The sequence below is a fragment of the Neobacillus niacini NBRC 15566 genome (assembly GCF_001591505.1).
GTDB lineage: Bacteria > Bacillota > Bacilli > Bacillales > Cytobacillaceae > Neobacillus > Neobacillus niacini.
In genome coordinates this window covers 1-12610 of record NZ_BCVA01000048.1, presented here as the reverse complement: position 1 = coordinate 12610, position 12610 = coordinate 1, and the positions used below count along the sequence as shown (strand labels likewise).

The 12610-nt window shown below is 41.2% G+C and carries 10 protein-coding genes; all 10 read left to right on the top strand.

Features of this window, described 5'->3' with window-relative positions; translation table 11 throughout:
* Positions 1-19: 19 nt before the first annotated feature.
* The 10 genes from BANA01_RS24155 to BANA01_RS24110 all read left to right on the top strand — a co-directional run bounded on the left by BANA01_RS24155 (position 20) and on the right by BANA01_RS24110 (position 12448).
* Positions 20-1738, top strand: a complete 1719-nt coding sequence (locus tag BANA01_RS24155; RefSeq protein ID WP_063254996.1) for a thiamine pyrophosphate-binding protein — start codon at positions 20-22, stop codon at positions 1736-1738.
* A gap of 181 nt (positions 1739-1919) precedes the next feature.
* Positions 1920-3080, top strand: a complete 1161-nt coding sequence (locus tag BANA01_RS24150; protein ID WP_063255008.1) for a M20 family metallopeptidase — start codon at positions 1920-1922, stop codon at positions 3078-3080.
* A 147-nt stretch (positions 3081-3227) separates the two neighbouring features.
* Positions 3228-4700 (top strand): aldehyde dehydrogenase family protein, encoded by a 1473-nt coding sequence (locus BANA01_RS24145; RefSeq protein WP_063254995.1) that lies wholly within the window; start codon positions 3228-3230, stop codon positions 4698-4700.
* Between the two features lie 103 nt (positions 4701-4803).
* Positions 4804-5979 carry a Glu/Leu/Phe/Val family dehydrogenase gene (locus BANA01_RS24140; protein WP_063254994.1) on the top strand — a complete coding sequence of 392 codons (1176 nt, stop codon included), beginning with the start codon at positions 4804-4806 and terminating at the stop codon, positions 5977-5979.
* Between the two features lie 69 nt (positions 5980-6048).
* Positions 6049-7476, top strand: coding sequence for an amino acid permease (locus BANA01_RS24135; protein ID WP_063254993.1), 1428 nt, complete (start codon positions 6049-6051; stop codon positions 7474-7476).
* Between the two features lie 181 nt (positions 7477-7657).
* On the top strand, positions 7658-7849 hold the full coding sequence (locus BANA01_RS24130; protein ID WP_063254992.1) for a DUF3311 domain-containing protein: 192 nt from the start codon (positions 7658-7660) through the stop codon (positions 7847-7849).
* Positions 7846-9327: a sodium:solute symporter family protein gene (locus tag BANA01_RS24125; protein WP_063254991.1), complete on the top strand. Its 1482-nt coding sequence runs from the start codon at positions 7846-7848 to the stop codon at positions 9325-9327. Before BANA01_RS24130 ends, BANA01_RS24125 begins: the two co-directional genes overlap by 4 nt.
* A 50-nt stretch (positions 9328-9377) precedes the next feature.
* Positions 9378-10820, top strand: a complete 1443-nt coding sequence (locus BANA01_RS24120) for an aldehyde dehydrogenase family protein (RefSeq protein WP_063254990.1) — start codon at positions 9378-9380, stop codon at positions 10818-10820.
* A gap of 47 nt (positions 10821-10867) precedes the next feature.
* Positions 10868-12082: an L-2-hydroxyglutarate oxidase gene (gene lhgO, locus BANA01_RS24115; protein WP_063255007.1), complete on the top strand. Its 1215-nt coding sequence runs from the start codon at positions 10868-10870 to the stop codon at positions 12080-12082.
* Between the two features lie 27 nt (positions 12083-12109).
* A complete protein-coding gene (locus BANA01_RS24110; protein ID WP_063254989.1) occupies positions 12110-12448 on the top strand; it encodes a DUF3870 domain-containing protein in 339 nt (112 codons plus the stop codon).
* The last annotated feature ends 162 nt before the right edge of the window (positions 12449-12610 follow it).

The window sequence follows — 12610 nt, the reverse complement described above, 5'->3', positions numbered from 1 at the left end:
ACATATTTGGAGGATTAAAATGAATAATCAAACAGAATTCACAGCCGTTGCAGAACCCAATGTTAAAGGTTACCAAACAGAATTCACCGTTGCGGATGCCATTGTAAAAGAACTCCTGCAAGCAGGAGTGGAAGCAGTATTTGGAATCGTTAGTATTCACAATATGCCAATTTATGATGCGATCCTTAGGGATGGAAACATCCGGACCGTTACTGCCCGTGGTGAAAGCGGAGCAGTCAACATGGCTGACGCCTATGCCCGTGCTACAGGAAAATTGGGTGTTGTCATCACAAGTACAGGTTCTGGTGCAGGGAACGGTGCAGGTTCATTGTCAGAAGCATGGAACTCAAGCACGCCAGTTTTGCACATTACTGGGGAAGCGGATTCTAATTATATTGGAACGGATCAACGTTATATCCACGAGGCGAAAGACCAGTTAAAAATGATGGAGGGAGTCAACAAAGCAGCTTATTTGTTGAAGCGTCCAAAGCAAATCATTCCGTTTATGCGTAAAGCGATCAAAGAAGCGCTGACGGTACCAACAGGTCCGGTAACTGTTTCCATTCCAACGAATTTCCAGGCACAGATTATTCCTAACAATCATTTGATTGAAATGGAAGCGCTTCAAAATCAGGAGGTAAAACTCAATGTTCCTGCTGATGTTGTTGAAAGGATTGCTTTAGCAAAAAGACCCATCATATGGGCAGGCAATGGGGTAATTGCATCAGGTGCATCAGAGGAACTGAAAAAGCTGGTAGATAAAATTCAGCCTGCGGTTGTTACAAGTGAATCCGGAAAAGGGTCTATCCCTGAAAACCACCCGCTTTGCATCGGTAACTTTGCGTTTTTCCCTCAAGTGGAGGCACTATTAAACAAGTCGGATTTACTTATTAGTGTTGGGGTCCGTTTCCGTGGTAGTGAAACGAATGGATGGACACTTCCGGTACCGGAAAATCACATCAATATTGATTTGAACCCGAATGCCTTTAATCGTAACTTTGATACATTGTATACACTGAACGGAGATGCCAAGGCAGTCTTACAAGAGATTAATCGTCTTTTGGCCAATAAGGATATCCATCCTGATGCAGATTATGTTGATGAAGTGAAGTCAGTCCGTCAGGCTGTACGTGATGACCTTCGAAGCCAAATTGGGCCTTATGGTGAAGTGGCGGATATTATGCGTGAACATCTGCCTGAGAATACAGTTTTGGTGACGGACGTAACGATTCCTGGATACACGTGGGGGAATAAATTGTTCGATATTTATGAACCAAGAGACTACCTCTACATGACAGGCGGCGGAATCGGACAAGGTTTGCCAATGGCGATTGGCGCCAAAATTGGTCAGCCGGAAAAGAAAGTCGTTCTTATTGCTGGTGATGGTGGATTCATGGTGAATTCAAGTGAGATGATCTCAGCAATTCAGGAGGATGCGCCGATTATCATTCTATTATTCGATGATGGTGGATATGGAATCTTACGATACTATCAAGAAGAAGCATATGGCCGGCGTATATCTGTAGACTTGAAAAACCCTGATTTCGTCATGCTGGCAAAATCAATGGGATTCGAATCCGAGAAAGTTCGCTGTGTTGAAGAGTTCAGAGCAGGATTAGCAAATGCAATCGTAAGCAAAAAGCCTTATATGGTTGTAGTAGATGTAGAGGCAGTTGGAGTATTGGAATACAAGGATTCGGACGAATACATTGCCTCTTTCCGTCCAAAACAGGGATAAGTTTTAGCTAATGAACCGCTCGCTCTTAAAGAGCCTATGTGTCTATTAAAAGTAAGATAGAATTGGTGGCCATATGAAGTAATATGGCCAGTAATTCACTATATAGCAATTATTATTCCGATGTAATGACTGGTTATATTCAGAAAACATAATCTGAAAAATAAGGACGGTAATGTTAAAGGTGAGGGATCTACTTAAACTTGAATTAGATAAAATAAAGTCAACGTTATGGGAAATCAGCGATCAGATGTACAGAAATCCTGAACTTGGCGACATGGAATTTGAATCCATGCAACTATTGACAAACTTTTTGTCTGTACACGATTTTCGGATTGAAACAGGATTGGTTGACCGGTCAACTTCTTTCAAAGCTGAATTTAAAGGTAAAAAAGCAGGTCCTACAATCGCCTTTTTAGCAGAATATGATGCTTTACCTGAAATTGGCCATGGGTGCGGACATAATTTGATCGGCACGATGAGTGTGGGCGCTGGTATTATTCTTAGCAAGCTGATAAGTGAAATAGGGGGAAGCGTTGTCGTATTAGGTACTCCGGCAGAGGAAACGAATGGTGCCAAAGTTCCAATGAGTCAAGAAGGAGTATTCGAAAGTGTAGATGTTGCGATGATTCTCCATCCTAATAATGTATCCGTTGCAAGTGGAACAACGTTGGCGATAGATGCCCTTCAATTCAAATATAAAGGAAAAGCATCGCATGCAGCGACGGCTCCTGAACATGGAATTAATGCACTTGATAGTGTTATCCAACTTTTTAATGGTATAAATGCACTTCGTGAGCATTTGCCGGCAGATGTTCGTGTGCACGGGATTATTTCTGAAGGTGGTCAAGTCCCGAATATTGTTCCAAATTTAGCCGTTGCTCAATTTTATATTAGAGCAAAACAACGTTCCACTTTAGATGAAGTTGTAAAAAAAGTGAAAAATATCGCAAATGGTGCTGCCCTTATGACGGGTTCCGAACTTGAAATATCAAATTATCAAATAAGCTATGATAATATGGTTACCAATCAAAATCTATCCCAAGCTTTCACTAAGAATTTAAAAGAAATCATCGATCAACCGATTCTAGCTTCTGAACATAGTAATGGATCTATGGACATGGGGAATGTAAGTCGTGTTGTACCTGCAATTCATCCCTTTATTGGATTGAATGATACAGAGTTAGTATTGCATACCCAGGAATTTGCTGATCGTACAGTTTCAGAAGAAGGCCGTCAAGCCCTTGTTAATGGTGCACTAGCATTAGCTTATACGGGATACGATGTTTTAACAGATAAACACTTATTGGAAAATGTTAAGACAGAATTTAAAAAGAGTAAATAGTTTGTTCGCTTTTGATCGTGATCAGAATAGCTAAATTCAGCAGGGTCCTAAAGCCTATCAAAGATTGTGTATGGTTTAGTAACTTGATAGAGCGCTTACATGTGATGAGGATAAGCCAGCCAAGGCAAGTGGGGAGGAAACAAAGTTATGACAATAGAATTGAAACAATATATAAATGGGCAATGGGTAGAATCAAGTAGCCCGAACAAACTTGATATTATTAATCCCGCTACACAGAAAGTCATCGCCAGGGCACCGAGCGCTACGAAGGAAGAAACAGAAGAGGCAATCAAAATAGCAAAAAGAACGTTTGAAAGTGGAATATGGTCTGATCAATCTCCACAGGTGAGGGGTGCTGTTTTACTCCAGATTGCAGATCTAATACAGGAAAACAGTGATGAATTAAGAGATTTAGAAGTACAGAATAATGGAAAAACGAAAAGAGAAGCAGAGTCGGATGTTGAGGAGGCCGTGAATACATTCCGTTATTATGCAGGTCTGCTTAATGTGCCTAACGGCCAGGTTTATGAAACCTCCGGAAATATGCAGACATTGATTATTAAGGAACCGATCGGAGTTGCAGGATTAATTGTCCCTTGGAATTTTCCCTTATTAATGAGTGTATGGAAGATTGCACCGGCACTTGCGGCTGGTAATAGTATCCTTTTAAAACCAGCAGAAATTACTCCGATGACAGCAGTAAAATTGTTTGAACTGATGGATCAGTCCGATTTACCAAAGGGAGCAGCTACCCTCATTATGGGAGATGGACCGATTGTTGGCCAGACGATTGCTGAAAGTGAAGATGTAGATATTGTTTCCTTTACTGGAAGCACAGGAGTCGGCCGTCATATCATGCAAGCAGCAGCAGGTAATATGAAAAAAGTGTCCCTTGAGCTGGGAGGGAAATCTCCGAATATCATCTTTGATGATGCCGATTTGGAAACAGCACTTGATTACTCTTTATTTGGCATTTTCATGGGATCTGGTCAAGTTTGTTCTTCTGGGAGCCGGATTCTTGTCCAAGAAGGGCTCTACGATGAATTTGTTCAGAAATATATACAAAAGGCAAAAAAGATTAGAGTAGGTCCTGGACATGATGTGCACTCCCAAATGGGGGCTATTGTTAGTGAAAAGCACTTTAAGAGTATTTTAAATTACATCCAGATTGGTAAAGAAGAAGGTGCGAATCTTGCTCTTGGAGGAAATAGAATCGAGGGTAACGGTTTAGAGGATGGATTTTTCATTGAACCGACCGTCTTTACCGATGTAACGGCCGATATGCGGATTGTCAGGGAAGAAATCTTTGGCCCAGTGGTTACGATTCAGAAATTCAAAGATGAAGATGAGGCCATTAAGATTGCCAATGACACAGAATATGGACTTGCTGGTGCTGTTTTCTCTACAGACCAAAACAAAGCCTTACGTGTCATCAAAAAGGTTCGTGCCGGCATTACCTGGGTAAACGCTTACCATCTTACAAATCTTCAAGCGCCATGGGGCGGATATAAACAAAGTGGCATCGGCAGAAGCCTAAGTACGTATGGATTGGATGAATACCAGGAAACAAAACAGATTAACATTAATCTGGATCCTGTGCCTATTCGCTGGTTTGAATAGTATTTTATTTTTTTAGCGTAATAACAACAAATTCATAGTGTTAATAGTATTTTTAATAGTGCTGTAGGATGGTAGAAAGAAGAAATTTTAGGGAGGTATTGGAATGTCTAAACCATATTTAATTGTTGAGTGGAATGATACAGAAACGAACGCGCAAGGGTGGCTTGTTGTTCATAATTTCGTGAAAGGATATACAGGCGGCGGTACGAGAATGCATCCGACAGTAACAAAAGAAGAGGTTGAAAGATTGGCCAAAGCGATGGCTTATAAGTACGTAGCTAGTGACAGCGGAACGACAGGAGGATGTAAGGCAGGAATTAAATATGATTATAAAGCTCCAGATGCGAATGCCGTATTAAGGAGATTTTTAATTGCCATGATGCCTTATATTGATAGCGGGGTATCTCTAGGAAGTGACCTAGGTACGAAGTACGAAGATGTACTACAAATCTTTAACGAATTCGGCATCGACATCCCGCTGACAAATTCAATGAAACAAAATCCTGCGATTCTTCAAGGAATCAAGGATTTTGATGGGCTGATGAAAACAAGAATTGATGGATTACTTTTAAATGACGCTGTCACAGGATATGGTGTTGCGTTTTCAGCAGATGAAGCTTGGAAGTTTAAAAATGGTAAGGACGGCGCGAAGGTTGTCATCCAAGGCTTTGGCTGTGTAGGGGCAAGCTGTGCATTGAAACTTTCTCAACTAGGTTACAACATCGTCGGAATTTCAGACGCGAACCTGTTAGTCACATGTGATGAAGGATTGGATATTCAAAAACTTATCGACCATAAGAATGTATATGGAGAAATGGACCAAGATTCTTTTGCACCAAACTATACGGTAAGGCCAAACTCTGAGTGGCTCGATGTGGATTGCGATATTCTTATCCCCTGTGCATTAGAGGACGTGATCAACAAGTCTAATGCGGATAGAGTTAAAGCGAGTTTGATTGTTGAAGCGGCTAATATACCCGTATCTTCTGAAGGAGATAAAATCATCAAACAAAGAGGAATTGACATTGTGAATGATTTTGTTGCGAACCTAGGGGCAATTCGATTTTACGACGCTGTTATTTTTGGACTGGTCAAACCAGACACGCAGGCAGTGATGGATGATATTGAAAAGCTATGCCGAAAAAATACCAATCAACTATTTTCAGAAGCGAAGAAACAAAACAGATATCAGCGGGATGTTGCGTATGAAATTTTTAAACCTGAAGTCAGTGATTTAGTAGAGTTTACAAGCATGTCTGAAAAGGAAGCAGTCAGATAAGCAGGTAATTAAATGGGTTATGATTTGCCTTATCTCTGATACGGATAGAAAAAATACAGGGGGAATTGGATGAAACCAGAACAAGGAAGTCAACCAGTAGAATTAAAACGTTCGATGAAAAGCAGGCATTTATTTATGCTGTCTATAGGGGGAGTTATTGGAACTGGTCTTTTCCTAGGATCGGGATATGCGATTGGTGAAGCCGGACCTTTTGGGGCTATTACCGCCTATTTATTCGGCGGCTTGCTAATGTACTTGGTTATGGTTTGTCTTGGGGAGCTATCCGTCGTAATGCCGGTTTCCGGCTCATTTCAGGCCCATGCTGAGCGGTTTATCGGCCCTGCATCTGGGTTTATGATCGGCTGGACTTACTGGCTTAGCTGGGCCATTTATGTAGGATTAGAGTTTATTGCAGCCGGTTTGCTGATGGCCAGGTGGTTTCCAGATGTACCGGTATGGGTATGGTGTGCCGTTTTCTCTTTACTTTTATTCGGTATCAATGCCTTGACTACAAGAAGCTTTGCTGAGATGGAGTACTGGTTCTCAGCCATTAAAGTAGTAGCTGTTCTCTTTTTCATTGTCATTGGCGGGGCAGCGATTTTCGGTTTGGTTCCTATAAAGGGACAATCAGCCCCTTACTTTTCAAACTTTTTCGGTGACGGAATCTTTCCTACAGGTTTCATCGGCGTCTTTATATCCGTGATGACAGTCGTTTATGCCTTTATGGGTTCAGAAATTATGGGAGTTGCAGCAGGTGAGACAGAAGATCCCGATAAGAGTATACCAAAAGCAATCCGGAGTATCATCGTCCGAATTTTACTTTTCTATGTACTAGCCACTTTTGTCTTATCAGCGATCGTTCCGTGGAAACAGGCGGGTGTGCTCGAAAGCCCATTTGTAACTGTATTCGATATGACGGGAATTCCTTATGCGGCTGATATTATGAACTTTGTTATATTAACGGCGATCCTTTCAGTGGGAAATACAGGTTTGTTTGCTTGTACGAGAATCCTTTTTTCACTTTCCCAAAGCGGTCAGGCACCGCGAGCATTCGGTAAGGTAAACAAACGCGGTGTTCCTATGAACGCCTTGCTTGTGACACTCGCCTTTGCTTTACTTTCCTTGCTTACCAGTGTGATAGCAGAAGAGACATTATTTGTTGTCCTGCTTGCGATTAGTGGTGTTGGAGGGGTAGTAACGTGGATGGCCATAGCGTTTGCACAATATAAATTCCGCAAACAGTATATTGCGGGTGGCGGAAAGCTTGCGGATTTGAAATATAAAGTTCCTTTCTTCCCGCTGGTTCCAATTGTCTGCCTTCTCATGTGCGTAGGAATCGTCGTGTTTACTGCTTTTGATCCAACGCAGCGGACATCGCTTTATATTGGATTTGGCTTTGTTATCGCTTGTTATGTTTTTTACTACTTTAAATTTACAAGAAAGAAAGTGGCTACAACCGTCTTAACAAATGGGGAGCCTGATAAACTAGTGCAATAGATTTAAAAAAGTCTAAGTGGTGCAGAAGCAATAAATGGCAATGAAGGATTAGATACCTTTCCATTTCAAAGAGGAAAATGGTTTGATGGAGTTTTAATTGTCAGAAGGTTCAAATATTGGCTATCCAAATAAAACATATCGTTTAGTGTATTTTATATATTTCAAATTAGGATGGTGAAATATGAAAAAGGTTTTTCTATTAACTTTAATACCGGCTTTGGGCTCACTTTTTGTCATTAATCGAGTGGAACCATATGTACTTGGATTGCCATTTGTCCTTTTTTGGGCTATATGCTGGGTTGGCCTGACATCTTTGTTCTTGATAATTGCTAATAAGCTGGATCCAGCGAATAAGGAGGAGGAAGAATTATGAACGCAGCCCTTCTAGTTATCCTCTTTTTCCTAGTTTTGTGTATATGGTTAGGACTACAGGCTCGTAAAGGGAAAGATATGAATATGGAACAGTGGTCTGTCGGGGGACGGGGTTTTGGAAGTATATTACTGTTCTTTTTATTAGCGGGTGAGATGTTTACTACCTATACTTTTCTAGGAGCAAGTGGTGGTACCTATAGATCTGGTATTCCCACAGCCCTATACGCTTTTAATTGCTTCTATTTTGTAATTGCTTACTGGTTGTTGCCACCCGTTTGGAAGTATGCGAAGAAACATAATGTCCTCTCCCAATCAGACTTCTATGAAAAAAAGTATAATAGCCCGGCTCTCGGCGTTCTAGTAGCAATAATAAGTGTTATTGCCATTATCCCGTATTTGGTGATGCAGTTAAAAGGGTTAGGAATTATTGTATCCCAAGCATCCTATGGTTCGATTTCTCCCAACATGGCGATAGTGGTAGGGGTGATTGCCATCACAATTTATGTAACGGTATCAGGAATGCATGGGGCCGCATGGACAGCGATTATTAAAGATATTCTGATCCTGGCTGTGGTCGTCTTTATGGGATTTTATTTTCCTTTTCATTATTACGGCGGAATACAGCCGATGTTTGAAGCAATCAATACGGCAAAAAGTGGATTTTTACTATTCCCTGAACAAGGGTTGAGTATATCATGGTTTGTTTCTGCAACGATCATGACGGCACTAGGCTTTTACATGTTTCCACATATGCTAGCGGGGGTGTTCACGGCTAAAAGTGCTAAATCACTGCGTGTGAATGCGGGGGTAATGCCCATTTATCAGATTATTATCGTTTTTTCCTTGCTTATCGGCTTTTCCGCTATTATTCAAGTTCCAAATTTAAATGGTACAGATGCAGATTTAGCCTTGTTTAAAATGGCGAAAATGTCTTTTGATCCTTGGTTTGTTGGTGTGATTGGGGCAGCTGGAGCAATGGCCGCTCTTATCCCAAGTTCATTAATATTGACGGCAACTGCAACGCTCCTTTCTAAAAATATCTATAAAGTATGGAAACCAAATACAACGGATCAACAGTTGGTAAAGTTGAGCAAAATGTTGGTTCCTGTCATTGCTTTGGTGGGACTTTACTTTTCATTCAATGGCGGAAACTCCGTTCTTACGCTATATCTTATGTCTTATAGTTTTATGGTACAGTTATTTCCTGCACTGTTTTTTAGCCTTTGGAAAAGGAATCCTGTTACCGTTCAAGGGGCCTTTGCTGGAATGATTGTCAGTATTATGATTGTCGCATATTCAACCATTACAGAAATGTCAGTTGCAACGTTATTCCCGTCATTTCCAAATGTCATTAAGGATTTAGATTTAGGATTAGCCGTATTAATGATCAATATTGCTGTAACGTTGGGAGTAAGTGTTGTAACGAAGAAATCGGCGGCTAGGGTGGATGATGACACTACTATTAGTAATCTAGTATAAAAAAAGAATAGAAAAGATTGATAGAAGGAAGAGTATAGGAGGATTTATCGATGCGCCATTTGAATTACATTAACGGCCAATGGAAAGAACCAACTACAAATGAATATAAAGAGAATCTTAGTCCACATAATGGAGAAGGCTTGGGGGAATTCCCATCCAGTGCAGCAGCTGATGTTAACGACGCTGTAGCTGCAGCAAAAAATGCATTTCCTGCCTGGAAAAAGCTCTCTATTCAACAAAGGGCCGCTTATTTACAAAAGGCTGCGGCTATTTTGAAAGAAAACATAGAGGAAATAGGACGGGATCTAATTAAGGAAGAAGGAAAAGCATTTTCGGAAGGGATGGGGGAGGCGAATCGCGCGGTAAGCATCCTCGAATATTTTGCGGCAGAAGCACGGCAGCCACTTGGAGATGTCATACCTTCCGCGAATGAGAAAACATTTTTGTATACGACCCGTACACCCCTAGGTCCTATTGGCTTAATTACACCTTGGAATTTTCCCATTGCGATTCCAGTATGGAAGATGGCACCAGCACTTATATACGGAAATACAGTGGTGATTAAGCCTGCTGATTTAACACCGAAATCTGTCTATCACGTTATGAAGGCTTTTGATGAAGCTGGTCTGCCAGCAGGTGTCCTTAATTGTGTATTTGGCAGAGGATCTGTTATTGGGAATGAATTAGTGAACCATCCAGATATAAAAGCCATTTCTTTCACCGGTTCGAACCAAGTGGGTCGGCAGATTCAAAAACAGGCTGTAGAACACGGAAAAAAGGTTCAGATGGAAATGGGAGGAAAGAATCCGCTAGTTGTTCTAAATGATGCGGATCTTGAAAGAGCGGTTGAAATAGCTGTAGGCGGAGCATTTAAATCTATCGGTCAAAAATGTACAGCAACGAGTCGTGTGATTGTCGAAGAAGGGATTTACGAGTCATTCCGTGATAGGCTTGTAAAGCGTACGAAGGAATTAACCATTGATAACCCGCTTCACGAGGGAACCGTTATCGGGCCGGCCGTATCAAAAGCACAGCTTGATGGGGTGCTCGAAATGATCGAAAAGGGGAAATCAGAAGCAACGCTGCTTTGCGGTGGAGAGATCCCGGAAGATGAAGAATTAAAAAATGGTTTTTATGTAAAACCAACAATCTTTGAAAACGTGCCTAAAGATGCTGTGATTGCCCGTGAGGAAATTTTCGGTCCCGTTCTTGCATTGTTTAAAGTCAAAAATTACGAGGAAGCAGTGGAAATGGCAAATGAAACTGAGTTTGGTCTTAGCGCAGCCATCTGCACAAACAATTTAACATTGGCCCGCCGCTTCGTTGAAGATGCGGAAGTAGGACTTGTACATGTGAACTCGGAAACTTCGGGAGCAGAACCACAAATGCCTTTTGGAGGATGTAAAAATTCTAGTTCCGGCAGTCGTGAACAAGGAAAAGCTGCTATTGAGTTTTATACAGAAGTGAAGACTGTTTATATGGACTCAATGTAATCCTTACTTCTATAGGAAAATCAAAACAGAGAGGGGTCCTAATGAAAATGTATGATTTTGCAATCGTTGGCGGAGGAATTGTTGGTTTATCAACAGGGATGGCCATTTATGAGCGTTTTCCCAACGCGAAGGTAGTCGTCATTGAGAAGGAATCACTTGTTGCGGAACATCAAACAGGGCATAACAGCGGTGTGATTCATTCAGGCATTTATTATAAGCCCGGTAGTTTCAAAGCTCGTTTTGCCCGCCAAGGAAGTAAATCGATGACTGCGTTCTGCCAAACACATGGTATAGACCATGATATTTGCGGAAAAGTAATTGTTGCAACGAAACAAGAGGAATTACCACTTCTTGAAAATTTATATCATCGAGGGCTGGAAAATGAATTAGCTATTCATAGAATCGGTCCATATGAATTAAAGGAAATAGAACCACATGTTAAAGGTTTAGGAGCAATACGTGTTCCGGCGGCTGGCATCGTAAATTACAGACAAGTTAGTGAGAAGTTCGCTGAAATTATCCAAGAGAATGGCGGAGAGATTCGTCTAAATACAAAAGTGGAGAAAATGAAAGAAGAATTGGATCAAGTTATCATAGAAACGAATCGCGGAACATTAAAAGCTGGAATGGTCATTAACTGTGCTGGGCTTCACAGTGATCGTGTAGCACTAGCAACAGGATATAAAACAGATATGAAGATTTTGCCTTTTAGAGGCGAGTATTACAAATTAAAACCTGAAAAGCGTTATCTAGTAAAAAATTTAATTTATCCGGTTCCAAATCCAAAGTTCCCATTCCTAGGGGTTCATTTTACACGAATGATCAGCGGTGAAGTCGATGCGGGACCAAATGCTGTGCTTAGCTTTAAACGGGAAGGATACAGAAAGACAGATTTTAATGCAAAGGATTTACTAGAATCATTAAGCTTTCCTGGATTATGGAAAATGGCAGGGAAATTTGCGAAGGAGGGGCTTGATGAATATATTCGCTCCTTCAGTAAGAAACAATTTACAAAGAGCCTTCAGGAACTGATTCCGGAGATCCAAGAAGATGATTTAATCCCTGCACCTGCTGGAGTCCGTGCTCAAGCATTAAGGAGCGATGGGAATATGGTGGATGACTTCCATATCATTCAAGGGAAACGAACGATCCATGTATGTAATGCACCATCTCCTGCTGCAACGGCTTCAATCGAAATCGGAAAAGAAGTTGTGAATAGAATACCAGAACAAACAAACTTAAAAGAAGCAATACTAGTTTAAATAATTCCTTCGAGAGGTAGGCCTATTATGCTGAATGGAAAGACTATTTTTATTGCAGGTCACGCTCGTCTGCCGCAAGGAATGGCAGCAAAAAGTGTCTTCGATACGTTAACAATCACAGCTGAAATTGATCGTAAATATGGCGTAATTGTCGAGGCGTCTTGTACTCTAGCAACCGAACATGGGAGCGACTTTATTGGTCGTATATTAAAGGGCGTTAGTCTAAAAGATGGAGTGGAAGGTTTAATTGAAGAGATTGAAACCTATTACCGAGGCAAGGCGACAAATGCTCTTGTTGCGGCATTAAAGGATCTAGACCTCCATTTTCATCAAATAGAAACGGCAGAAAGGCAGAAGGTCATATAAAGGGGGCGATATGTAATTTTAAACTCCTCTTGCAGCACAAAACATCAGACGGGTAATAGCGTCTGATGTTTTGTGCTGCTTTGAACAGTATAAGGCAACGTTATATCAGTTCTGTCCGAAGTCGAGGTAACTTCGGACACCAGGGGTGAAAATTACCTTAGT

Coding starts and splice junctions, on each gene's coding strand:
- lhgO (WP_063255007.1), top strand. CDS start 10,868: ATGTATGATTTTGCAATCGTTGGCGGAGGAATTGTTGGTTTATCAACA.
- BANA01_RS24140 (WP_063254994.1), top strand. CDS start 4,804: ATGTCTAAACCATATTTAATTGTTGAGTGGAATGATACAGAAACGAAC.
- BANA01_RS24130 (WP_063254992.1), top strand. CDS start 7,658: ATGAAAAAGGTTTTTCTATTAACTTTAATACCGGCTTTGGGCTCACTT.
- BANA01_RS24120 (WP_063254990.1), top strand. CDS start 9,378: ATGCGCCATTTGAATTACATTAACGGCCAATGGAAAGAACCAACTACA.
- BANA01_RS24110 (WP_063254989.1), top strand. CDS start 12,110: ATGCTGAATGGAAAGACTATTTTTATTGCAGGTCACGCTCGTCTGCCG.
- BANA01_RS24125 (WP_063254991.1), top strand. CDS start 7,846: ATGAACGCAGCCCTTCTAGTTATCCTCTTTTTCCTAGTTTTGTGTATA.
- BANA01_RS24135 (WP_063254993.1), top strand. CDS start 6,049: ATGAAACCAGAACAAGGAAGTCAACCAGTAGAATTAAAACGTTCGATG.
- BANA01_RS24145 (WP_063254995.1), top strand. CDS start 3,228: ATGACAATAGAATTGAAACAATATATAAATGGGCAATGGGTAGAATCA.
- BANA01_RS24155 (WP_063254996.1), top strand. CDS start 20: ATGAATAATCAAACAGAATTCACAGCCGTTGCAGAACCCAATGTTAAA.